The 23848-nt window shown below is 39.3% G+C and carries 30 protein-coding genes and 1 pseudogene; 16 read left to right on the forward strand and 15 right to left on the reverse strand.

Annotated features, from left to right (window positions below; all coding sequences use genetic code 11):
- The first annotated feature begins 62 nt into the window (after positions 1–62).
- The 5 genes and pseudogenes from eno to FTV50_RS03725 form a co-directional block, all read left to right on the forward strand.
- Positions 63–1352, forward strand: a complete 1290-nt coding sequence (gene eno / locus FTV50_RS03705) for a phosphopyruvate hydratase (protein ID WP_111884957.1) — start codon at positions 63–65, stop codon at positions 1350–1352.
- Positions 1353–1368: 16 nt separating this feature from the next.
- Positions 1369–1761, forward strand: a complete 393-nt coding sequence (locus tag FTV50_RS03710) for a septum formation initiator family protein (RefSeq protein WP_078188520.1) — start codon at positions 1369–1371, stop codon at positions 1759–1761.
- On the forward strand, positions 1724–2449 hold the full coding sequence (gene ispD, locus FTV50_RS03715; protein ID WP_180023542.1) for a 2-C-methyl-D-erythritol 4-phosphate cytidylyltransferase: 726 nt from the start codon (positions 1724–1726) through the stop codon (positions 2447–2449). The genes FTV50_RS03710 and ispD overlap by 38 nt, the downstream gene beginning before the upstream one ends.
- Positions 2450–2534: 85 nt before the next feature.
- Entirely contained in the window at positions 2535–3671 is a 1137-nt protein-coding gene (rodA, locus tag FTV50_RS03720; protein WP_078193916.1) for a rod shape-determining protein RodA, read from the forward strand.
- A 285-nt stretch (positions 3672–3956) separates the two neighbouring features.
- Positions 3957–4155 (forward strand): annotated as a pseudogene (locus tag FTV50_RS03725) (transposase); the annotation flags it as partial.
- Here FTV50_RS03725 and FTV50_RS03730 read toward each other — a convergent pair.
- The 11 genes from FTV50_RS03730 to FTV50_RS03780 all read right to left on the reverse strand — a co-directional run bounded on the left by FTV50_RS03730 (position 4133) and on the right by FTV50_RS03780 (position 12871).
- On the reverse strand, positions 4133–4525 hold the full coding sequence (locus tag FTV50_RS03730; RefSeq protein ID WP_180023543.1) for a hypothetical protein: 393 nt from the start codon (positions 4523–4525) through the stop codon (positions 4133–4135). The pseudogene FTV50_RS03725 and the gene FTV50_RS03730 sit on opposite strands and share 23 nt — an antisense overlap.
- 293 nt (positions 4526–4818) lie before the next feature.
- A complete protein-coding gene (locus FTV50_RS03735; RefSeq protein WP_078188516.1) occupies positions 4819–5121 on the reverse strand; it encodes a cyd operon YbgE family protein in 303 nt (100 codons plus the stop codon).
- A gap of 3 nt (positions 5122–5124) precedes the next feature.
- Positions 5125–5226, reverse strand: a complete 102-nt coding sequence (gene cydX / locus FTV50_RS03740) for a cytochrome bd-I oxidase subunit CydX (protein ID WP_002120988.1) — start codon at positions 5224–5226, stop codon at positions 5125–5127.
- 24 nt (positions 5227–5250) lie between these two features.
- On the reverse strand, positions 5251–6396 hold the full coding sequence (cydB, locus tag FTV50_RS03745) for a cytochrome d ubiquinol oxidase subunit II (RefSeq protein WP_078193913.1): 1146 nt from the start codon (positions 6394–6396) through the stop codon (positions 5251–5253).
- Positions 6393–7979 carry a cytochrome ubiquinol oxidase subunit I gene (locus FTV50_RS03750; RefSeq protein WP_168378621.1) on the reverse strand — a complete coding sequence of 529 codons (1587 nt, stop codon included), beginning with the start codon at positions 7977–7979 and terminating at the stop codon, positions 6393–6395. Before FTV50_RS03750 ends, cydB begins: the two co-directional genes overlap by 4 nt.
- Positions 7979–8170 (reverse strand): cytochrome oxidase putative small subunit CydP, encoded by a 192-nt coding sequence (gene cydP, locus FTV50_RS03755; protein ID WP_078188513.1) that lies wholly within the window; start codon positions 8168–8170, stop codon positions 7979–7981. Before cydP ends, FTV50_RS03750 begins: the two co-directional genes overlap by 1 nt.
- A gap of 522 nt (positions 8171–8692) precedes the next feature.
- Positions 8693–9772, reverse strand: a complete 1080-nt coding sequence (locus FTV50_RS03760; protein ID WP_180023544.1) for a porin — start codon at positions 9770–9772, stop codon at positions 8693–8695.
- 310 nt (positions 9773–10082) lie between these two features.
- Positions 10083–10496, reverse strand: coding sequence for an HIT family protein (locus FTV50_RS03765; protein WP_180023545.1), 414 nt, complete (start codon positions 10494–10496; stop codon positions 10083–10085).
- A 31-nt stretch (positions 10497–10527) separates the two neighbouring features.
- The gene (locus FTV50_RS03770) at positions 10528–10797 is read right to left on the reverse strand and encodes a YARHG domain-containing protein (RefSeq protein WP_078188510.1); all 270 of its coding nucleotides are present in this window, start codon (positions 10795–10797) and stop codon (positions 10528–10530) included.
- 88 nt (positions 10798–10885) lie between these two features.
- Entirely contained in the window at positions 10886–11758 is an 873-nt protein-coding gene (locus FTV50_RS03775; RefSeq protein ID WP_180023546.1) for an NAD(P)-dependent oxidoreductase, read from the reverse strand.
- A gap of 18 nt (positions 11759–11776) precedes the next feature.
- Positions 11777–12871 carry an alpha/beta fold hydrolase gene (locus FTV50_RS03780; protein ID WP_180023547.1) on the reverse strand — a complete coding sequence of 365 codons (1095 nt, stop codon included), beginning with the start codon at positions 12869–12871 and terminating at the stop codon, positions 11777–11779.
- A 142-nt stretch (positions 12872–13013) separates the two neighbouring features.
- Between FTV50_RS03780 and FTV50_RS03785 the strand changes: the two genes are divergently transcribed.
- The 10 genes from FTV50_RS03785 (at position 13014) to trpB (ending at position 21489) form a co-directional block, all read left to right on the forward strand.
- Positions 13014–14201, forward strand: a complete 1188-nt coding sequence (locus FTV50_RS03785; protein WP_180023548.1) for an O-succinylhomoserine sulfhydrylase — start codon at positions 13014–13016, stop codon at positions 14199–14201.
- Between the two features lie 32 nt (positions 14202–14233).
- Positions 14234–14563, forward strand: coding sequence for a YbaB/EbfC family nucleoid-associated protein (locus FTV50_RS03790; RefSeq protein WP_078188506.1), 330 nt, complete (start codon positions 14234–14236; stop codon positions 14561–14563).
- A gap of 12 nt (positions 14564–14575) precedes the next feature.
- Positions 14576–15172, forward strand: a complete 597-nt coding sequence (gene recR, locus FTV50_RS03795) for a recombination mediator RecR (RefSeq protein ID WP_078188505.1) — start codon at positions 14576–14578, stop codon at positions 15170–15172.
- A 201-nt stretch (positions 15173–15373) separates the two neighbouring features.
- Positions 15374–16516, forward strand: coding sequence for an HRDC domain-containing protein (locus tag FTV50_RS03800; protein WP_180023549.1), 1143 nt, complete (start codon positions 15374–15376; stop codon positions 16514–16516).
- A 124-nt stretch (positions 16517–16640) separates the two neighbouring features.
- The gene (locus tag FTV50_RS03805) at positions 16641–16949 is read left to right on the forward strand and encodes a YcgL domain-containing protein (RefSeq protein ID WP_180011296.1); all 309 of its coding nucleotides are present in this window, start codon (positions 16641–16643) and stop codon (positions 16947–16949) included.
- 21 nt (positions 16950–16970) lie between these two features.
- Positions 16971–17354, forward strand: coding sequence for a hypothetical protein (locus FTV50_RS03810; protein ID WP_078193907.1), 384 nt, complete (start codon positions 16971–16973; stop codon positions 17352–17354).
- A gap of 21 nt (positions 17355–17375) precedes the next feature.
- The gene (locus FTV50_RS03815; protein ID WP_078193906.1) at positions 17376–18227 is read left to right on the forward strand and encodes a MoxR family ATPase; all 852 of its coding nucleotides are present in this window, start codon (positions 17376–17378) and stop codon (positions 18225–18227) included.
- Positions 18228–18306: 79 nt separating this feature from the next.
- Positions 18307–18759 (forward strand): hypothetical protein, encoded by a 453-nt coding sequence (locus FTV50_RS03820; protein ID WP_078193905.1) that lies wholly within the window; start codon positions 18307–18309, stop codon positions 18757–18759.
- 202 nt (positions 18760–18961) lie between these two features.
- Positions 18962–20149, forward strand: a complete 1188-nt coding sequence (locus FTV50_RS03825) for a VWA domain-containing protein (protein WP_180023550.1) — start codon at positions 18962–18964, stop codon at positions 20147–20149.
- Positions 20150–20280: 131 nt separating this feature from the next.
- Positions 20281–21489, forward strand: coding sequence for a tryptophan synthase subunit beta (gene trpB, locus FTV50_RS03830; protein WP_180023551.1), 1209 nt, complete (start codon positions 20281–20283; stop codon positions 21487–21489).
- Here trpB and FTV50_RS03835 read toward each other — a convergent pair.
- From FTV50_RS03835 to FTV50_RS03850, 4 genes are all read right to left on the reverse strand, one after another.
- Positions 21425–21850 (reverse strand): hypothetical protein, encoded by a 426-nt coding sequence (locus FTV50_RS03835; RefSeq protein WP_180023552.1) that lies wholly within the window; start codon positions 21848–21850, stop codon positions 21425–21427. The genes trpB and FTV50_RS03835 overlap by 65 nt on opposite strands.
- A 121-nt stretch (positions 21851–21971) precedes the next feature.
- Entirely contained in the window at positions 21972–22403 is a 432-nt protein-coding gene (locus FTV50_RS03840) for a CBS domain-containing protein (protein WP_078193901.1), read from the reverse strand.
- A 106-nt stretch (positions 22404–22509) separates the two neighbouring features.
- Positions 22510–22887, reverse strand: a complete 378-nt coding sequence (locus FTV50_RS03845; protein ID WP_180023553.1) for a DUF2750 domain-containing protein — start codon at positions 22885–22887, stop codon at positions 22510–22512.
- Between the two features lie 139 nt (positions 22888–23026).
- Complete coding sequence (locus FTV50_RS03850) at positions 23027–23260, reverse strand: hypothetical protein (protein ID WP_078188494.1); 234 nt, start codon at positions 23258–23260, stop codon at positions 23027–23029.
- Positions 23261–23482: 222 nt separating this feature from the next.
- On the opposite strand from FTV50_RS03850, the gene FTV50_RS03855 reads away from it, so the two are divergent.
- Positions 23483–23842, forward strand: a complete 360-nt coding sequence (locus tag FTV50_RS03855) for a hypothetical protein (protein ID WP_180023554.1) — start codon at positions 23483–23485, stop codon at positions 23840–23842.
- The last annotated feature ends 6 nt before the right edge of the window (positions 23843–23848 follow it).

A 23848-nucleotide genomic window follows, 5' to 3' on the forward strand; every position in this document is an offset into this window, starting at 1 on the left:
CGATACACATTGATGCGTCACTTTTGACGCATCATTTTTATTAATCAACTGAGGAATTGTTCATGAGCCAAATCGTTGACATTCGTGCACGTGAAATTTTGGACTCTCGTGGTAACCCTACCATCGAAGCAGACGTAATCTTAGCCTCTGGCGTTGTAGGCCGTGCATGTGCACCATCTGGTGCTTCAACTGGTTCTCGTGAAGCTTTAGAACTTCGTGACGGCGACAAAGCTCGTTACTTAGGTAAAGGCGTTAAAACTGCGGTTAACAACGTTAACACAGTAATTCGTGATGCATTGTTGGGTAAATCAGTATTCGAACAAAAAGACATTGATAACACAATGATCGCGCTTGACGGTACTGAAAACAAAGAAAAATTAGGTGCGAACGCAACTTTAGCGGTATCGCTAGCTGCTGCACGCGCTGCTGCTGATGAAAAGAAAATTCCACTTTTCCAATACATCGCAGACCTTCGTAATAACAGCATTTTGACTATGCCTGTTCCAATGATGAACATCCTAAATGGTGGTTCACATGCAGACAACAACGTAGACATTCAAGAATTTATGATTGAGCCAGTTGGCTTCACTTCATTCTCTGAAGCTTTACGCGCTGGTGCTGAAATTTTCCATTCTTTAAAATCAGTTTTAAAGAAACAAGGTCTAAATACTGCAGTTGGTGATGAAGGTGGTTTTGCACCGAACCTTCGTTCTAACGAAGAAGCAATTACAGTAATTCTTGAAGCAATTGAAAAAACTGGCTACAAAGCAGGTTCTGATATTATGCTTGCGCTTGACTGTGCATCTTCAGAATTCTACAAAGATGGTCAATATATCCTTGCAGGTGAAGGCAATAAAGCATTCACAAGCAACCAATTTGCTGACTACCTTGCTGGTTTTGTAAAACAATACCCAATCATCTCAATTGAAGATGGTTTAGACGAGTCTGATTGGGAAGGTTGGTCTTACCTTACTTCAATCCTTGGCGACAAAATCCAATTGGTTGGTGATGACCTATTCGTTACGAATCCTAAGATTCTTCAACGTGGTATCAACGAAAAAGTGGGTAACTCTATTCTGATCAAGTACAACCAAATCGGTACGTTGACTGAAACTCTAGATGCAATCTACCTTGCGAAAGCAAATGGTTACACTACAGTAATTTCACACCGTTCTGGTGAAACTGAAGATTCAACTATTGCGGATCTTGCAGTGGGTACAGCAGCGGGTCAAATCAAAACTGGTTCACTTTGCCGTTCTGACCGTGTAGCGAAATATAACCAATTACTTCGTATTGAAGAATTGACTAATGCAGCATATCGAGGTAAAGCTGAGTTCAAAGGTTTGAACTAAGCAGATCATGCTATCTATGTTAAATGTATTTGACTCCAAAGCGAGTAAAGCATTGTTGGGCCTTGCGATCTTTTTGATCGCAGGGTTTCAATATTTATACTGGTTCGGTGAAGGTGGTTATCATCAACATCAACAACTGAGTCAGAAAATACAACAACAAGTCGAACTCAATGACGAATTAAAAGAACGAAATCGCGTGCTTGCCGCTGAAGTATACGATTTAAAAAATGGCGTTGAAGCTATTGAAGAGCATGCTCGTCTAGATTTAGGTTTAATTAAACCGCATGAGACTTTCGTACAAATGAGTACGATCAGTACTCAGTACAAACCAATTTATATTGATCCAAACGCAAAAGTAGACCTACGTACCAATGAGTCAGAACCAGCCGAACTTCCACCCGAACCTTAAATTGTGGGCTATTATTCCTGCTGCTGGTTCAGGAAGTCGATTTTCTAAAACTGAACTAAAACAATATCAAAACATTGCGGGTCTAACTGTGCTTGAACACACAGTTGCGCGTCTTAACCAATTACCTTTAACAGGCTATGTATTGGCTATAGGCGAGCAAGATAATATTGCTCAGACTTTGGAATTAGCTAATCAAGAGAAAGCACATTTTTGTTTAGGTGGTTCAGAGCGTGTGCATTCTGTACTCAATGCATTGCAATATCTATCTAAGATTGCCAATGATGATGATTGGGTATTTGTTCATGATGCAGCAAGACCATGTGTCTCGCAGTCGAGTTTAGAAAATTTAGTTCAATCGGCAGTAGAAACTGAGCAAAGTGCGATTCTCGCAATTCCCGTACGCGATACCTTAAAACGAGTTGAAACGGCACCACTTATATCAACAACGGTAGATCGTTCAACTTTATGGCAAGCGCAGACACCACAAATTGCCAAATTGGGTGTGCTTAAAAATGCCATTGAACAAGCGCTTGCCGCTGGTGCGACCATCACAGATGAAGCAAGTGCCTTAGAATTTGTCGGTGAGCATGTCAATGTCGTGCAGGGTCGTTCGGACAATATTAAAATTACCTATCCGGATGACTTGGAATTGGCACGTTTAATTTTAGCGTCTCAAGTGAATAGATGATTATTTCAAGGAATATTTAAGGGACAGTGATTTTTACTGTCGCTTTAATCTATAATTCCCGCATCCTTTTTAGATCTGTTTCGCAATGATCCCTTCTCAACAGTATCGTTTTTTACGTCAGTCATTACGTGATGGCCGCAGTATAAAACACGATTCTTCTCGATGGGCTAAACTTCATTTAGACCCGTGGTTACTTTGCTTCTTGGTACTCAATGCAATATTGGGGCTGATGGTTGTCTATAGTGCGACCGCGGAAGATTCGGGAATGGTACTACGCCAAGCCACAAGTTTTGGTGTGGGCTTTATTGTGATGTTGATCTGTGCGCAAATTCCCCCCAAAGTTTACCAATCTATGAGTCCGTACTTATATGCCATCGGTATATTTTTACTGTTGTTGGTTCTGGTCATTGGTGAAAAAAGGATGGGGGCGAAACGCTGGATTAGCTTGCCGGGTATCGGCAGTATGCAGCCGAGTGAGTTTATGAAATTTGCCATGCCACTCATGATGGCGTGGTATTTTGCGCGAAAACCTTTTCCACCGAAATTTTTACAAATTGTCGGGGCATTAATTTTATTATTGATTCCATTTGCATTGGTCGCTTTACAGCCTGACTTGAATATCGGTTTGATTATTCCGGGTATTTTTGTTTTATTTTTAAGTGGTATGTCTTGGCGTTTAATTGCAGGTGCTTTAACCGCCTTTGCAATTGCAGCACCTGTACTTTGGATGTTTTTTTTACAGGAATATCAGAAAAAACGTGTACTGACGTTATTTGACCCTGAATCTGACGCGCTTGGTGCAGGTTGGAACATTATTCAATCTAAAATTGCCATTGGATCAGGTGGTTTAATGGGTAAGGGTTATACCGAAGGGACGCAGTCGCACTTGGGCTATCTGCCAGAGCATCATACTGACTTTATTATGTCGACCTATGCTGAAGAGTTTGGCTTTATTGGTGTATTTCTTTTATTTAGTTTGTTTACAGCAATTATTGTTCGCTGTTTGATTATTGGACTAAATTGCTTCCATAATTTTGGACGACTTTATGCAGGAGCGATAGGATTAACTTTCTTCTTTTTTGTATTTTTAAACTCGGGTATGGTCAGTGGGATTTTACCGGTAACAGGTGATCCACTACCGTTGATGAGTTATGGTGGTACAGCTGTAATTGCGATGCTCGCAGGGATGGGGATTGTGATGTCGATTCATACGCATCGTTAAGTGTAATAGACAACATCAAGCTGGATTTATATCCGGTTTTTTTGCTTGAGATTTAAAATAGACTAGATAAAACTGCGAAAAATTGACTATTGAAATAGTCATGAAATGTTCAAATAAATTAAAAAGCTTCATTCGATGATGTGGTGCTTTAATCTATAGTTAAAGTTAAGGCATCATAAAAGAAATAAAAATAACTCAAAAGAGGATTTTAAGTATTTAAAACCAATTCTTCAAATGAGGACACGCCCTAGAATATATGCCCAAAATAAGGATATGATTCCCATTATTCCAATGAGATCAAATAGTAAGAGGTCGAATAAGGAATTTGATAAATATTTATATCAATTAAGACATTTGGTTGAAAATGCATTTGCGAGATTAAAACATTTCCGTAGCTATTGCTACCCGATTTGATAAGCTTGCACGAAATTATCAGTCTATGATCTACATTGCTTGCATGTTTATTTGGTGCAAAGCCAAATGAGGACACGCCCTAATGTTTGGACCCAATTCAAGCTTCCGCTCATAGATATTTCAACACCACAATTTGCTATATCTAAGTATTCTTTTGGAATATAAGCAAATAACTTATCGTCAATATAAGCAATCCAAAATTCTGGCGGCGGACAATCACACTCATCGAAGAATCCATTGGTTTCTTTATATGCCAAACAATCATACATAGAGCATGAAATATCAAACTCTAATATTCCTCCAGTGGATTCAAATGAGTAAGTTTGTTCTTGCACTTTATATTTAGAAAAGACAGATTGAATTACTTCAGCGTAGTTTTTGTTTGTAAGATCACTAAAATTTCTATTACACATACTCCAAAGTTTTTCTATTTTTAGCATTGAAAAGTTCTTGAATATATTTGCATTTCGATCAAAAAAATTGGATTTTGGTTTAAAAGAAAACCTTTTATTTTCATAAGACTAGATCCTATATCTAATATATCTATTGATCTAGATATTAAATCCTAATCTCTAGTTTCGATAGTTTAAATACCTTTCATTTACTTATTAGTGCTCATACAAACTCTGAAGTGTGCAACTAGGATCGATTTTTTTATCTTTTTGATTTTAAACAGTTTTGTAGTTTCAATCAAAAATAAAGCCCTCAAGTGAGGGCTTTATTTAGATATCAATTAATGTAGGAACCATGTGTAGTAGCCCCATAACATGAGTGGCCAAGCGAGGAAGGGGCTAAAAAGCCATTTCCAGAACCAATGGTGTGGCGTAAAACCCACACCATGCACAAAACCACCTGAAATACCTATCATGATGAACATCAGCGCTCGATGGCTATATCCACCATTGTCATCCAGCATGGCAGCAGGATGTACAAGTAACACGGCTGCCAAAGGAAAAGCTAACAGGCAGGAAATGACCATTGCAAATTTATTTGGCTTCTTTTCTACAAGTGATTTTTCTACAGCAGCATCAGTCATTTGTTATTCCTCATCTAGATCTTGATGATGTTCGATGTAAAGCGCACTAAGTACACCTGCAAAACAAGCCATCAAAATACCGAGAATCCAAGCAAAATACCACATTGTTTTATCTCCTTAGACACAGCCTTAGTATAGGCTGTGTGAATTCTCTTCAATATGTTTGTTAGTGACCACGCCCCACATCTTGTAGTAACACCAAGTTGTGTAGCACAGGATAATTGGGACAAAAATACACGCGGCAACTGTCATCACAGTCAGGGTATTTTTACTTGATACCGCATCCCACATAGTCAAACTTACAGTTGGGTTGATGCTCGATGGCATAAGGAAAGGGAATAATGCAAAACCAGCAGTTAAGATTGCACCAATGACTGCCAAGCTTGAACCAAGGAAGCTGAAACCTGCTTTGCCTTTACCTGCGGCAAGGATGATGATCAAAGCACCTAAAATTGCCATGATTGGCGCAATCATAGTAATTGGATAAATACTATAATTGTTCATCCAACCTGGATTGGCATTGGTGATCACTTCTTTAGCCAATGGGTTAGCAACGCCATTTGTGTCAAATGGTTGCGCTAATGTGTAGCCTTGGATATTACCGAAGTATAACCATGCGCCTGCAAGTAAGAAGCAAACCAAGAATACGATACCCATAAGTTGAGTCGCTTTTGCAGAGCGTGCACGTAGGTCGCCATCTGTACGAAGCATGAGCCATGCACCACCATGTGCACAAAGCATAGATAAACTCACGATACCGCAAACTAAAGCAAATGGGTTAAGCAGTGCAAAGAAGCTACCTGTATAAGTTGAGCGAACAGTTTCGTCCATAGTGAATGGAACACCAAGGAACATATTACCAAACGCAACACCAAATACGAGGGCAGGAACGGCACCACCAATTGCTAAACCCCAGTCCCAAGAATTACGCCACTTGGTATTTTCGAGTTTAGAACGGTAGTCAAAACCGACTGGACGTAAGAAAAGGGCGAAGAGTACCAGTAACAGTGCCCAGTACATGCCTGAGAATGCAGTCGCATATACCATTGGCCATGCTGCAAACAGTGCACCACCGGCAGTAATAAACCACACTTGGTTACCGTCCCAGTGTGGGGCAATCGTATTGATTGCCGCACGACGTTCTTCGTCTTTTTTACCTACGAATGGCATGATCGCCATTGAGCCCATATCGAAGCCATCGGTGAGGGCGAAGCCGATCAGTAGGACACCGACTAATACCCACCAAATGATTTTGAGTAATTCATATTCGATCATGCTTGAGCCTCCTCATTTGCCTTTTTTGCAGCTTCAAGTTTCTCGAAGTGGTATTTACCAGTATGTAGAGAACTTGGGCCAAGGCGTGAGAATTTAATCATTAAGTACATTTCAATGATCAGCAGTACAGTGTAGAACGCTGCTAATGCAAGGATAGAACCCCATACATCACCTGTACTTAAGCTAGAAGCTGAAAGATGTGTAGGTAGAACTTCACCGATAGTCCAAGGTTGACGACCAACTTCGGCAACATACCAACCTGTTTGTGCAGCAATCCAAGGTAATGGTAGAGCAAACAAAGCAAACTTTAATAACCAAGGTTTGTTTTCTGCATTACGTTTACCGACAGCAAAGGTAGCCAGTACGAACAGAAGGAGCATTAAGAAACCAGAAGCAACCATTGCACGGAATGCCCAGAACAAGCTTGGAACATGTGGAATAGTGTCTTTTGCAGCAGCTTTGATTTGATCATCAGAAGCATCGACCACTTTGTCTGTGTATTTTTTCAGAAGCAAACCATAACCCAAGTCTTTTTGAGACTCAGCAAATGCTGCTTTAAGTTCAGGAGAAGTATCGCCTGCACGAAGTTGTTCTAACTGTGAGTAAGCCACCATACCGTTACGAATACGTGCTTCGTGTTGTACGATCAGGTCTTTAATACCTGTTACTTCTTTGTCAGTTGAACGTGTTGCGATAATCCCCATGACATAAGGAATTTTGATCGCGTAGTCAGTAGACATAGTTTCTTTATTTGGAATACCAAACAAAGTAAATGGCGCTGGAGCTGGGTGAGTGTCCCATTCAGCTTCAATCGCAGCAAGTTTAGTTTTTTGTACGTCACCAATTTCATAACCAGATTCATCACCTAGTAAGATCACTGAAAGTGTAGACGCTAAACCAAAGATAGCAGCGATAGCGAATGAACGACGCGCAAATGGCAAGTCACGCTTTTTCAATAAGTAGTAACTTGAAATTGCCAGTACGAAAATAGCACCAGTCACATAACCTGCAGATACGGTATGTACGAATTTAACCTGAGCCACAGGGTTGAAAATCAGTGCACCGAAGTCCACCATTTCCATACGCATGGTTTCATAGTTAAACGCGGAACCGACAGGGTTTTGCATCCAACCATTTGCCACTAAAATCCATAGTGCAGACATGTTCGAGCCAAGTGCAACTAACCAAGTGACAGCCAAATGCTGAACTTTAGATAGGCGATCCCAGCCGAAAAAGAATAAACCAATAAATGTTGATTCAAGGAAGAATGCCATCAGACCTTCAATGGCTAATGGTGCACCGAAAATATCACCGACATAGTGTGAGTAATACGCCCAGTTAGTACCGAACTGAAACTCCATGGTCAAACCAGTAGTAACACCTAATGCGAAGTTAATACCGAAGAGTTTTCCCCAAAATTTAGTCATGTCTTTATAAATTTCTTTGCCAGAAATCACATAGGTGGTTTCCATAATGGCAAGAATAAAAGCCAGACCTAAAGTCAGTGGAACAAAAATAAAGTGATACATCGCGGTCATTGCAAATTGGAACCGCGAAAGATCGACCACGCTTTCAGAAATCATCAACGTGTCTCCTTGATTTGGGAAGGACTGCCAGCAATATGCTCGGCAACTTGATTGTCAAAGTTTTTAGGGATAGTAGGGGCGTCAAACCAGATGTTCTTAATGATCATTAAAATAATCACTTTAATTATTAGTATTGCGGTTATTTCTCTGACCACACGACGATTTAAATCTTTGAATTTTAAGCTCATGGAGATAAGCCTATTCTTTAAACTTGTACTATATTATTAACAAATATATACAAAAAGCAAATAGGTTGAACAGTTAAAATAAAAATATATTATTAAGTAATTTAAATACAATTACTTATAGTGCTTATTAGTTAAAAAATAAACTAATTTTTTTATTTTAAATACTTGACTAAAACACTTGTGTTTAATTATTTTAAATCCGACTAAAACGCTTATATTTATATTTTAAATTCTGACTAATTTACTATATTTACTAAAAGTTACATTATTAATAATGATAATCCTTATTGAGTGAATAAGATTTTTATTTGTTATGTTTAAGTTTTGCTAAAAAAATGGGCTATTGATGTAGTGCTGTTAAACGATCTCTATATGGTTAATGTTAAAGAGGCTGGACTAAGTTTTTTAAATACTTTTTAAATATTTGATACATGATGAACTTAGCTTATTTTAGTCCTGAAACATTTCTTTTGAGTAAAAAAAGACATACCGGAGTATGTCTTTTGGGGGAGATATTGCAGCTTAGAAGTCGTAACGCAGACCAAGAGAAAGTGCAGTTGCATTTTCATCACCGATCCCTGAAATACCGTTACCGAAGCTACGACCTTCTTTCCAAGGGTTGAGTTTAGAGTTTTTGTCGTTAAGCACAGTTGCTAGGTTGCCATATACGCGTAAAGTGCTATCTAACTTATGTTCTACACCCACACCGATCAAGCTTGCATTGGCATCATCAGCATCGACGTCACGGTAGAAGTATTCACCGCGTACTGAGGTTTTAGGCGTTACTTTATATTCGCCAGCTACACCAAAAACTTGAGCATCTGGGTTGGATGTATCGTTGTCGTGTTTAGCAATTTGATATAGAGCACCCAAGTTCAATTCTTCAGTTAACTTATATGCACCGGCAATACGGAATGCATCTCGACTTGCGCCACCTGCTGCGTTTGCTGCATTTTCATCATACTTTTCGTATGCTGCTGCAAAATCAATTGGGCCTTCTTTATAGGTTAGAGCAAGGTCATAGGCTTTGTTATCATCTTTGCCTTCGCCATCTGCGTCACGGTCAATTTGTGTACCTGAATGCATCGACATTGCAGCTAATACATTGAAACCACCGCCAAATTTTGGAGATTTATATTCAATGGTGTTTTCATTACGTTCATCAAATTTTAAGTTGCCTACACGTGTTACGTTACGAACGTCACCAACCATGTCACCGAAGAAGTTCACAGGGCTACGTGCGACTTTAAATGGGCTGTCAAAACGACCTACACGTGCTTGACCATAAGTTGAACTTTTTAAACCCACGAATGTGTCACGTGTTGAAAAATCTACACCTTTACTGTCTTGGCTACCGCTTGCAAAGTTTACTTCTTGCTCAATTTGAGCGAATACGTTGAGGTCATCATTAATTTTTTGATCTACTTTGAAGCCTAAGCGTGAAGCGTTAGAAGAAAGACCAACTTCGTTGTAATCTTTACCATCATCTAGATAGTCAAGAGAGACATGTGCACGGCCATAAATTTTTACATCTGCAGCAGACGCCATCATTGGTGTAAGAATTGTTGCCCCGATTGCTAATGCACATAGAGTTTTTTTCATTTGAAGCTCCAGAAGACTTTTCCAGTCATATCAATATGTTTTATCAGTAGCTTGGCTAGAAGTAATTTCGCTATCTAATGGCGCTAAGTATTCATTACAAATAAGACAGTTCTATTAAGGAAATATTTCAAAACGGTGAAAGGTGATTTTTGGTTTAAATTGCTTTTATACTTATAAAAATGAATATTTATTAAATGCTTAGAGTTGTATTGAACAGTAAATTTTGCAGCTAAAAGTTCTTGGGACAATATTCGAGACATAAAAAATGGAGCCGAAGCTCCATTGATCATCACTTTAAACTCAATTGAACTTAAAGTGCTGCTTTGATTTTTTCGCCAATGGCTTTGATTTTTTCCATATCGCCCATTTTTGCGGCATGTTTACCTAATTCATGTACTGAAGTCGGAATTAGGTGGAAATGTACATGCGGAACAGTTTGACCCGCAGCAGCGCCAGACAACTGCATCAATACGATACCTTTCACGTCTAAGGCTTTTTCCATTGCTTTCGCAACTTTTTGAGCAACCTGAATGGTATAAGCAGCCGCTTCTGGATCTAAATCAAGCAGCGTAATAGCAGGGGTTTTAGGAATTACGAGCGTATGACCTTCGGCCTGTGGCATGACATCCATAAAAGCGAGTACTTGATCATCTTCATAGACTTTAAACGCAGGAAGTTCTCCACGTAAAATCCGAGCAAAAATATTTTGATCATCATAAGTCATTGCTAAATTCCTTGAGCGAATTGAATCGTAATTATTTACAGTTCAATTCTTTCTGACGATCTTTGATCGCGTCAAGTCGTTGTTGCTCTTTTTCTGAAAATTTAGGCTTAGTTGTGTAGCAATTGTCATTGCCAAACTTCGCTTTAGCATCAGGATCTTTAAAGCAGAAACCTTTCGACGCATAAATCACATCATGGTCATTTTTCAACTTTTGGCATTCTTGCTCAGATGCTAAAACAGCAGTAGAAGCCCCGATTAAAGTTACAGCACCTAGCAAAGTTGCAAGGGTAAATTTGTTCATGCGAGTTTCCTCTGTCATTTGTAACAATGTGTGTTATGACACTAGAGTACAATATGATGGTTATTTATCGTTATTCAATGGCGAGTTATTACTCAATTGTAATTTTACTCCATTTTTCATACATAATCATAGCGCTTGAAAAATCACTGTTTTCTTCAGCTTGATCGCTTGCTGCTTGGATTAAATTTTGCGTCAAAGAGAGCACAGGTGCTGAAAGTTTTGCTTGTCGCACCAGATCAACAGCAATTCCCGTATCTTTTGCAAGTAATGGAAGTGCAAAGGTTAATGGGAAGCTACGATTCAGTACGCGCTGAGGTAAAACTGTTTCAGTCACATTACTTTTACCACTCGACGCATTAATACAATCGAGTGCCTCATGTAAGTCTACGCCATGCGCTTTTAAGGTGGTTAATCCTTCAGCAACTGCACAAAGATTTACAGCCATTAACATGTTGTTTACAGCTTTAACAGCAAAACCCGCACCCGGTTCACCCACATGTTTAATCAGTCTGCCAAATGTTTGGATCGCAGGTAATGCACGTTCAAAGGCTGCTGCGTCACCACCAATCATGACGGTTAATGTTCCCGTTTCAGCGCCAATGGTTTGTCCACTCACAGGGGCGTCTAAGAATGAAACGTTTTGTTGCTTTAAGGCTGAAGCGAGTTTTTTTGCAGATTCTGGCACACCGCTGGTACAGTCGACCCAAATCGAGCCTGATTTCAGCGTCACACTCGCAATTAAATTTTCAACATCTTGGCTGATGGGTAGGCATGAAAAAATAATGTCCGCTTGTACTGCTTGCTCTAATGCAACCGCTTGCGTACCAAATTCAGCAGCATGTTGCTCTGCCTTGGTAAAGTTTCGATTCCAGACATAAACCGTGTCGAACTGTTTTGGTAGGTGCGCTGCCATACGGTAACCCATTGCGCCCAATCCGATAAATGCAACTGACTGAATCATCTTTACCCTCTAAATTTTTTATTTCAATAAACTGGATCTTTGTGTAAGCCACTGGGTCAAAGTTGGCCAAAATTGATTGGCACTTTTTTGACTCGACATCAGGCCGAGGTGACCACCGGGAATGAGAGTAAACGTGACATCTTGACTACTTGTCAATTCGCCTAAAGGACTTGCTGCATCGGCAGTAACGATTTGATCGGTAGAACCCGCGCCAATCAATAAAGAGCAGTGGATATTTTTTAATTTAATAACTTTATCTTTCAATTGAATAATGCCGTTTTTAAGTGGATTTTGTAGCCAAACATTGAACACCATGTCTTGGTTAATCCCACCCGGATAGTCAATCATGTGATTGAGAAAATCGCCCATGGTTGCATGTTCATACAGGTCATGTAGATTGTCTAAGTTAGATAGAAATTGTTTTTGGCTTTTGAACCAACCCAGTGGATCGACGATTTTAAATCCAATTGCATTGAGCACACCCGGTGTATGGATAAAATGTTTAGGAATTTTCCCTGTGTAGACCTTATCTTGTAAATTCTTACTACGTGAAAGCAAGCGATTGGTTTTTTGAAATAGCTTTCCGATACGACCTGAGGCATAGCTATCAATCGGCGCGCCCATCACCATTAGATTTTTAACATGTTCAGGTTGATGTAATGCTGTATACAGCGTGACAAAGACTCCAGCCATACTCCAACCGTGTAGCGAGATGTATCGACTATCTGCATGCTCACAAATTTGATCAATACAATGTGGAATCACATCATCAATAAACGATAGAAAATTTAAGAAACGATCTTGATAGTTTAATTTTCCCCATTCCAGCAAATAGACATCAAAGCCACTGTGTTGAAAATGTTTAACCAATGAGCGATATGGATACAAATCATAAATCGCCATATTGATGGCCAGTGGAGCAACAAACACTAAGGGTTCTTTGTATTTACGATCAGGCGAAGCGTAATACCGAACTTTTGCATGTTTATATTCAGTAATTACTTCATAGGGTGTCGATTGAGAAAGGACCAGCGATTTTGCATTAAACACACGTGTAGACAAGTGTTTAATTTTCTTTTGCTGCGCCAGAAATTTCTGTTTGAAAGGGTGCATAACTGTCAATTGCCTAAGTCCTTGTAGGATTGGTCGAAGTCTAAGCGATAATTTCGTATTTTACCTTGACCTTAAATAGCTTAGACGCTCAAAATATTGGCAATTCTTCACAAAGGCAGTTCTTCGCGACTGAGTAATACAGATGAGCCAACAAGACGACATCGAATACCAATTAGAGACTTTAGCGATTCGTACAGGTCATACTCGTACTTTTGAGGGTGAACATAGTGAGCCAATTTTCCTGACTTCATCATTTGTTTGTGAAAGTGCAGCAGATGCCGCAGCAAAATTTTCAGGTCAAATTGAAGGCAATACCTATTCACGTTATACCAATCCAACTGTACAAGCTTTCGAAAAACGTTTAGCTGTTTTGGATGGTGCTGAAGCCGCTGTTGCGACAAGTTCAGGTATGGCGGGCGTACACGCGATCACTTTGGCATATTTGAAAGCTGGCGATCATGTGGTGTGTTCACGTGCTGTCTTTGGTTCGATCATTTCTCTATTTGAAAAATATGTCATCAAATTTGGTGTTGACGTTACTTTTGTCGATTTGGAAGATTTAGATGCTTGGAAACAAGCGATTCGCCCAACTACACGCCTATTGTTCATTGAAACACCGTCAAACCCATTGGCTCAAGTAGGGGATTTACAAGCCATTGCTGATATTGCACATGCGCATGGGGCATTATTTGCAGTCGATAATACTTTCTGTACACCGGTGTTACAGCAACCGATTAAATTAGGTGCGGACCTCGTGATCTACTCATCAACAAAATATATTGATGGTCAAGGTCGTGCGCTTGGTGGTGCTGTTGTAGGTAGTGCAAAATTAATGGAAGAGATTACAGGTGTTATTCGTACACTGGGTAACTCGATGAGTCCATTCAACGCATGGATCTTCCTGAAAGGCCTAGAAACTTTAAGCTTACGTATGAAAGCCCACTGTGCAAGTGCTCAAACTTTAGCTGAATGGTTAGATGCACACCCGAAAGTTGAAAAAGTGTACTATGCGGGACTTCCAAATCACGAAGGTCATGAGTTGGCGAAAAAGCAACAAAAAGGCTTTGGCGGAGTTGTATCGTTTGTTGTGAAAGGCGAACGTGAAGGCGCTTGGACATTGATTGATAATACTAAGTTCCTTTCTATTACAAGTAACTTGGGTGATGTAAAATCAACAATTACCCATCCTGCAACGACTTCTCATGGCAGAATGTCTGCAGAAGCGAAAAAAGCAGCAGGGATTAGCGAAGGTTTAATTCGCGTATCTGTTGGTTTAGAAGATATTAATGATATTATTCGCGACATTTCACGCGGTTTAGATCTTATCTAAAGTGAATTCATCAGTTTTGTTCGGAGATTTTTATGAACATTAATATGCTCATGCAGCAAGCTCAACGCATGCAAAAAGAAGTTGAGAGCAACATAAAAAAAGCTAAGGAAGAGCTTGCACAAGTTGAAGTTCACGCTGAAGCAGGTGGTGGTCTGGTTAAAGTTACTATGACTGCGCGTCATGTGGTGAAACGTATTGAAATCAATCCTGAACTACTTCAAGATGATGCAGATATGATTGAAGACTTAATTGCAGCGGCAATGAATGATGCTTCACGTCAAGCTGAAGTGATTTCAGAAGAAAAACTGAAATCTGCAAACTCTGGTATGGGGCTTCCACCAGGCCTTTCAGGTTTATTCTAAGGAATACGTTGAATGTTTAGTGATCGTTTTGATCAACTTGTACAGGCATTGCGTATTTTGCCAAGCGTTGGGCCAAAGTCGGCTCAACGAATGGCACTGCACTTAATCATGAAAAATAGGGAAGGCGCTGTTGGTTTGGCACATGCCTTGACTGAAGCAACCAACTATATTCATGAATGTTCCATTTGCCATTCATTGACTGAAGATGAAGTATGCAACATTTGCGTCTCTTCAGAGCGTGATGATCAACTGCTTTGTGTGGTTGAATCTCCTGCAGATGTCATGGCAATCGAGCAAAGTGGTAGTTTTAGAGGGAAATATCATGTATTGGGTGGGCATTTGTCGCCACTCGACGGTATTGGCCCCGACGAAATTGGTATTCCATATTTAATTCAACGACTAAGTGATGGTAAAGTGCAGGAAGTGATCTTGGCGACCAATGCAACGGTTGAAGGTCAAGCGACAGCACATTATTTGGTTGAAGCGACTAAACATTTACCAATACAAATGACCCGTATTGCACAGGGAGTACCACAGGGTGGTGAGCTTGAATATGTGGATAGTCATACCTTAAGTCAGGCCGTGCATAACCGAATGCGAATGAAGTAACTATAGAGCGAAACTCGTTTCGCTTTGTATAATTTTCACCTAATTATTTATACTTAATAACGATTAAAGTTTTTGTTAATAATGAATAAAAAAGCCAAATAAAGGAAATAAGTCACTAAAATAACGTTTCTCCTTATAGATAAATAATATATATCAGTTAATATAAGCTCATAGAGCATCTAAAATTAGACTCAGCAACTTATGTATCAATTCATTCAAAATCAGCCAGATTTAAATTGCGTTTTAAATCTTATGGACCAAAGCTCGATTTACGGACTCGACACCGAGTTTATAAAAGTAGATACCCTGTGGCCCAAACTTGGACTTTTCCAAATTAATGTACAAAATCAGGTGTATTTACTTGATGGTACAACCCTCGATTTAACCCAATTCTGGCAAAAATTATTTGCAGCTCAGCAAAACATTTTTCATGCATGTAGTGAAGATATCGACCTGATTTATCACTATGCACAGCATAAGTCTTTAGAAAATGTCTTTGATACCCAAGTTGGGATGTCATTTTTAGGGCATGGCTTACAAGTCAGCTATCAAAATGCCTTAAAAACTATGCTCGATGTAGATATAGATAAAGATCAGACACGTTCAGATTGGTTGGCTCGTCCACTCAGTGCCGAGCAATTGAACTATGCAGCGAATGATGTACATTATTTAATGAATTTAAGCCATACGATTCAGAACAAATTGGCTGCGAAAAGTTTATTAAATTGTGTGCTTGAGGACTGCAAAAATTTAACTTATGAAATTGGCACTGAAACGCCGATCCATATGCTGTATCACGATATTGGTAATTATCGACATTCACGTCGTCAGCTCATGCAAATTCAGCAATTGGCCGTTTGGCGTGAGCAAATGGTGAAAGCCTTAAATCAGCCACGTAGCTTTATTCTTAAAAACTCAACCATCATTGATATGGTTGAAAAAAATCCAAAAAATAATTTTCAATTGAGTGCAGTGAAAGACATTCGTCCGAACATTGTGCGTGAGCATGGTAAAATTATTTTAGATTTGTTGAAGTTTTTACCAGAACAAGCTGAATGGCCGCTGCGTATGGCACGTCCAATTCGTCATTCGTCTCAGGATATTGGTTCGCGCGTCGATACAGTCATTCAGCGTGCAGTACAAGAAACCTCTGTGCCTAAAGAAGTTTTAATGCGTAAAAAATGGTTAAATGCTTTGTATCAGCATGTGGTTTTTCATAATGATGAACAAGATTTACCGAGCTATTTGTTGGGCTGGCGCTATGATTTGCTGACGAAGCCTTTAATTGAAGTACTGCATGCCGATGAAAGCTATCTTTCTGGTCAAATGAAAGTGATGGAATAAGTTCTGATTGATTAAAGAACTATCACTTATACAAATTCACGACTGATGCGTTAATAAACACTAATGTATCAGTCTTTTTTTTGATGTATCCTTTGCCTTGCGTTTAATGAGTATTGATTCAATTATGTACTGTTCTATCTACAAATCGAGCAAAAAAGATGAAATGTATCTTTATATTGCTCGTCCTGAAGTTAATGAAAACGAAACTGAAGCGACAGATCCGCTTGCAGTAATGCCTGATGCTTTACGTACAGCATTTGGTCGTGCCACATTTGTCATGGATCTAGAACTCAGTGAATCACGCAAACTTGCACGTGTGAACGTATTACACGTCATAGATTCTATTGAAACAAAAGGATTCTTTATTCAGATGCCTCCAGAAGGTTTAATTGACCCAAATGCAGTTGAGCCAGAAGGCTTGCGCGGCGCTTAAGTTAATTCAGGAGTTGTGAAAATGAATGGTGTAGTATCGGTATTGGACTCAATTCCTGAAAGCAGTATTGCAATTACGGTTTACCTAGGTGGGGCTGTAATTGCTTTGTTGTGTTGGTATGGGCTGATGAAGCGCTTACCCAAAACGATCGGTGCCATTGGTTGGCTTATCGTATTTGCTATTTTATTAACACCAACCGTTTCTGAAGGTTCAAATGCAGCGATCGCACCTGCGATTTTTGGTTTGATTTTTGGTGTATTAACAAAAGATCAGCCATTGGTTTGGTTGAATCTATCGCTGATTCTCTTTGTGGTGGGTATTGGTTTAGTCCTTGGTTATTTTTGGACCAAATACAATGCAGCGAAACCACAGCACGTTGTTAACAAGAAAATTTCACCGCTTTAAATAAAAAAATAAGGTTATATCATGTCTGTTGAAAATCAACAATTTACTGGTACAGATCAATATATTGCGACCGATAGCTTAAAACTTGCAGTAAAAGCTGCACGTTCATTGCAAAAGCCACTTTTGGTTAAAGGTGAGCCGGGGACAGGTAAAACTCTTTTAGCCGAACAAGTCGCTGAAAGCTTAGGGCTTAAGCTCATTACTTGGCATATCAAATCGACGACCAAGGCTCAACAAGGTTTGTACGAGTACGACGCCGTATCTCGTCTGCGTGATAGTCAGTTGGGCGATGACCGTGTTTATGACATCAAAAACTATATTAAGCCGGGTAAACTTTGGGAAGCGTTCACCAGTGAAGAACGTTGTGTACTTTTAATCGATGAAATTGATAAAGCAGATATCGAATTCCCTAATGATTTGCTGCATGAACTCGATAAAATGTCCTTCTTTGTGTATGAGACGGGTGAGACAATTACGGCTACACAACGTCCAATCGTGATCATTACTTCAAATAATGAAAAAGAACTTCCAGATGCCTTCTTGCGTCGCTGTTTCTTTCATTATATTGAATTCCCTGACGAAGCAACCATGCGTGAAATCATCGATGTACATTTTGAAAATATTTCAAATACCTTGGTCTCTGAAGCACTACAAATCTTCTTTAAATTACGTCAAATTCCGGGTTTAAAGAAACCGCCTTCAACCTCTGAGTTGATTGATTGGTTGAGTTTGCTGATGGCGGATGATATGCCAGAAGATATTTTACGCAACACAGATAAATCAAAATCAATTCCACCGCTTTATGGTGCCTTGATTAAGAACGAACAAGATGTTCAATTGCTTGAGCGTCTAGCATTTATGTCACGTCGTTAATTGATATCAATTCTTTAAAAGATTTAAAAGCCGGTTATCCGGCTTTTATTTTGAGTATTAAAAAATATAAGGGTGAATTATGCAGACAAGCGCATACTTATCTCAAGTACACATAGCTGTACCTAAGAGATTAAAGCCAACTGTGCTTTTGTTGGCTGCGAGCTTTTATCTCCCTGTTTTTAGTTATGCAATGGATGATGCTCAGTTTGAACAGCAGCATCAACAGCTACTCCAAGATGCGTATTGGGCGCAACTTGCAGAACATCAACTTAAAGAAAAACTCCTCGATCAATCAGATCATCTCGCAGCTCAAACGGCCATTCAGCAAAAGGCTTGTGCTGCAACTGTACTTGAGCTGAAATACTATGATTTTGTGATCTTGAACCTAAGCGATTTTAACCGCTATAGAAACCATCAAGGTTTTCATAAAATCGTATCTATTGAACAGTTGCAGCAAGATCGCCTCAATGTTCAGCACAAATATGAAACTCTTAAACAATCGCTTAACAATAGAAATGCGATTTGCGAATAAATCATGCTGTATGTGTTTCTTTGGGTAGTAGGGCAACGTATATGAACACGCAGTAAAAGCTTTTGGCTTTACTTGTAGGGATCAATTTTTCATAATGGTGGATGTAAGGCAAGACTCAGTTGCAGATGAAATAACAAGATCACATGCATTCACACTGGATTTGACCTCCTGATATTTAATTTTTATTGGATTTTATTCGCCTATGTTTGTGCGATTGTTTTATACCCTTCGAAAATACGGTGTTCCTGTTTCAACTCGTGAATTGATTGACTTGAACCAAGCAGTGGCAGCAGGGCTGGTCTTTGCAGATCAAAATGAATTTTATCAGCTTGCAAAAACCGTTATGGTCAAAGATGAGCGTTACTTTGATAAGTTCGACCGTGCAATGAAAGACTATTTTGATGGTATTGCCACCTTTGATTTGGATGAACTATTAAATCAGGTGCATAAATTGCCAAAGGATTGGTTTGATCTTGAACTCATCGAAAAACATCTAACACCTGAACAACGAGAAGAATTAAAAAAAGCCGGATCATTAGAAGAATTGATGAAAATGCTTGAAGAGCGTTTACGCGAACAGCATAAAAAGCATCAAGGTGGTAATCGGATGATCGGTACGGGCGGTACCTCGCCCTTTGGTGCCTATGGTGACCATCCTGAAGGTGTGCGTATCGGTGGGCCTGGTCGTAAACGATCTGCGGTGAAAGTTTGGGAACAACGTCAATACCGAAATCTAGATGATGAGCAGATTCTCGGTAGTCGTCAGATGCAGATGGCTTTGCGTCGTTTGCGTAAATTTGCCCGCCAAGGTGCAGCAGAAGAGTTAGATATCGACGGAACCATTCGTGAAACAGCCAAACAAGGAATTTTGGATGTGCAGTTGGTTCCTGAACGACGTAACCGCATTAAAGTCTTGATGCTGTTTGATGTTGGGGGCTCGATGGATTCACATATTGCCCAATGTGAGAAGCTCTTTACCGCGGCTAAAACTGAATTTAAAACCTTAGATTATTTCTATTTCCATAACTGTTTATATGACTATGTGTGGAAAGATAATATTCGCCGTTCAAGCACGCGTATGAATACTTGGGATCTATTCAATACCTATGGGCGTGATTACCGCGTCATCGTGGTCGGTGATGCAAGTATGGCACCGTATGAGTTGAACTCTGTAGGTGGTTCTGTGGAGTATATGAATGATGAAGCGGGTCAGGTGTGGTTACAGCGCTTACGCAATCACTTTGATAAAACAGCATGGTTAAACCCCGAAGAAGAAAGTTATTGGCACTACACCCAAACCATAGCTGCGATTAAACAAATCTTTGAAGATCATATGTTCCCAATGACCCTAAAAGGCGTGGAAGATATGACGAAATATTTAGCGCGCTAAAGCGTTAAAAACGATACTTTTTCTTATCAATGATGTTTATATTACTTACTCCAATTTTGCATTGTTTCTTATTTTCAAAATTGGATAGTATTTAAAAGTCTTTGTTCTGCATACAACATGAAGGAAATATGATGGATCATCAAATTAATGGTATCGCATTACCTAATGAAGAAGGTTTCTTCGGTAAATACGGTGGGCAGTTCATTCCACCAGATTTAAAACAGGCAATGGATGACATTAATGTTGCTTATGAGCAAATTCGTCATACAGAGGAATTTCAAAATGAATTGAAGGATTTGTTTGCACACTATGTTGGACGTCCAAGCCCATTGTTTTATGCGAAGCGCTTGTCTAACAAATTAGGTGGGGCACAAATCTACCTCAAGCGTGAAGATCTTAACCATACTGGCGCACATAAAATTAACCACTGCCTTGGCGAAGCTTTGTTAGCAAAATACATGGGTAAAACCAAAGTGATTGCAGAAACTGGCGCAGGTCAGCATGGTGTAGCATTGGCAACGGCTTGTGCCTTGGTGGGCATTCCATGTGAAATTCACATGGGGCAAGTGGATATTGAAAAAGAACATCCCAACGTGGTGAAAATGAAGATTTTAGGCGCTAACCTGATCTCTGTTACACGTGGTACAGCTACACTCAAAGATGCAGTAGATAGCGCATTTGAAGAATATTTAAAAGATCCAACCAATTTTATTTATGCGATTGGTTCAGTGGTTGGTCCACATCCATTCCCTAAAATGGTTCGTGACTTCCAGTCAATTATTGGAGATGAAATTAAAGTTCAATCCAATGATCGATTTGGTGCAAATCCTGACTATGTGGTTGCATGTGTGGGTGGTGGATCCAATGCCGTTGGTGCATTTACAGCATTCCTCAATGACACCGATGTTAAACTTGTAGGTGTGGAGCCTGCAGGTCATGGTTTAGATACCAATATGCATTCTGCGACGTTGACATTGGGTAAGCCAAGTCAAATTCATGGCATGGCATGTTATGTCCTTGAAGATGAACAGGGTGAGCCTTTGCCAGTGCATTCAATTGCATCAGGTCTGGACTATCCAGGAGTGGGGCCACAACATAGTTTGTTAAAAGACCTAGGCCGTGTTGAATATACAACAGCGACAGACCAAGAGTGTTTAGATGCATTCATGACGCTTTCACGTGTGGAAGGTATTGTGCCTGCACTAGAAAGTTCACATGCGGTTGCTTGGGCAATTCGTGAAGCGCCAAAACTTGCCAAAGATGTGAAGATTGTCGTTAACGTTTCAGGCCGTGGCGATAAAGACTCAGACTATGTGGCTGAAAAATTAGGTTTAAATTAATTACTGCCATTAAAAAAAGACTAAGTTGCTCATCATCTGTTGATGACGCAAAAATCTTTTGCAGTTGTATAGCCCGATCTATATTCGAAGTATCCCAGTTTTTAACTGGGATATTTTTTTTGACGTAATTTTTATAAAAAATATGGTCAAAGCTTGATGAAATTGAAATTAACTCAGGATGTAGTGCATAAATAATTGCCTTTGCATCTAAAATTTCTGTGATAGAAGATGCAATCTCTAAATTGATCGTACGTCGGTGGTATTGCAGCAGCTCATCGTCTTTCATCGATAACATTATGCGTTCTAATTCTAAAATGATGGCATCTAGTTGGTCTAATTTATCTAAAGCGGATTCAAACATAAGAAAGGAAATTGAGAAAAGTAATTAATTTGTAATGTGTATGTCATTACAAAATGTGAGTTATATAAATTATTGATATTTGGAATTCCCCCTTAAAGCTTATCAAGGGGGATTTTTGAGTTTAGCCAGAAATATATTGTTGAAGTTGTTCGATCAGTTTGCGTTGATCATCCATTGCTGCTTTTACAAGGTCGCCGATGGAGATTAAGCCAGTTAATTTCTGTTCCTCAACGACAGGTAAATGACGTAAATGGCGATCTGTCATAAGTTCTAAACATTCTTCGACAGTCGCTGCACTTGTCACGGTGATGACACTACCCGTCATAATTTCGCTGACAGAGGTATCGAAAGATGTTCTTTCCATCAGGGCGATTTTACGTGTGTAATCACGCTCAGACAAAATCCCAACAACTGTGCCTTCATGGGTCACAACGAGGGCACCAATGCCTTTTTGTGCCATCAGGGAAATGGCTTCGAGTACAGTCGCATCTGGAGTGATGGTGTAGATTTCTTGATAAGCTTTGTCTTTAAGTACTTGGGCAACTGTAGTCATATTTTCATTCCTTTATAGTAGTTTTTGTTTAATTTAAATTAGCGCGAAATTTGAAAAAAGCAAATACTTTTCAGTGCATGTTGGGGTCAAACATGCACTGAGGGTTTTATGCCATTTGAATCTTATTTTGGTTAAAAAAGAATAAACGCATTTGCGAGGTTGTGAGCTTGAGACGGATGTGGCTAGAGCTATGCAACGCAGGGATAACTTGAAGACGTGTTAATGTCGGTAATAGCGATGCCTCAAAATCTTGTGATGTAATGCGTCGTGGAGTGTAGTTGGGCCAATGCTTTTTGGCATATTTATGCGCTTGAATGCCATTTAGCCAAAACGGGAAGATAATATGATCTTGATCGCTGGTCATTGCCCAACCTTGTTGGTGGTAGAGACCCCAAAGGACTCCACAGTACATCATGGTTTTTAAAATACTAATTTTATAAAAGAAATCTTTTGGAATAGGTTTATATTGCTTTAATTTAGACATCATATGCAGCGTGTTGTTGATGTTGCTCCTATTGTAGGAAATTCTTATGAAAAAGCTGTGTATGCTTTGAACTTGATTGTAAGAATTTATGTAGTTAAAAGTTGAAGGGTGTAAAAAACGCCACCTTAGTGACGTTTTGTTATGCTTGCAAGGTGGCCATGTTCTGCCAATATTGCGCTTTGAGTGAGTCACGTTCTACGCGGAAGCCTTGATAATAAAGTTCAGCCAAAAATAACGCTGCTTTACCATGTCCAGCACGAGCTGCATCTTCCAATTCATGAACTGCATCGCTGAAGTTCATTTGAGATTGAATTGTGTTTACCGCATTTGCGTATACATGTTCGAGTTCATGTTGAGAGAATTGTTGAATCATATTTAACTCCTTATTCTAATTATGATCATTAAGGGCCCATTCTTTAGCCCTATTAACTAATTTAACTAAGTATTATTAAACTAATATTACAATTATCTTGAATTGTCAACTATTCACGTAAATATTTCTAATTTGCTATAGTTTACATGATTAAACAATGGACAATTGTTTTCGTGAGTAAAATACTATCATAAGAAGTTGTAGATAATTAGGAGAAGTAAAATGACAAGAGTTTTAGACGGTTTAACTTTAGATTATCCTCCGACATTAGCGCAAATTGTGGAGTTGGCACATCTACATCGTCGCAATCTTGATGAAGCAATTTTTCATCAAGAAATCCATTTAGGGGATTTTGGTTTGGCACAGCGCAAACGTGTATATGATTTCACACGGGATTTAGATAAGGGACAGCGCTTAGAATTTTACAATGCATATAATGGCGAATTACTCAAAATCGCCGATGATGATGATTTACATCCTGCGCATGCAGAAGGTGGAATGAGTATTTTTGCAGTATTTATCGTTTTGGCGATTATTGCATTAATTCTTTATTTTGCGGTGATACGTACCATTATTCATTAAATTGTT

The sequence above is a fragment of the Acinetobacter sp. YH1901134 genome, assembly GCF_013416965.1.
GTDB lineage: Bacteria > Pseudomonadota > Gammaproteobacteria > Pseudomonadales > Moraxellaceae > Acinetobacter > Acinetobacter amyesii.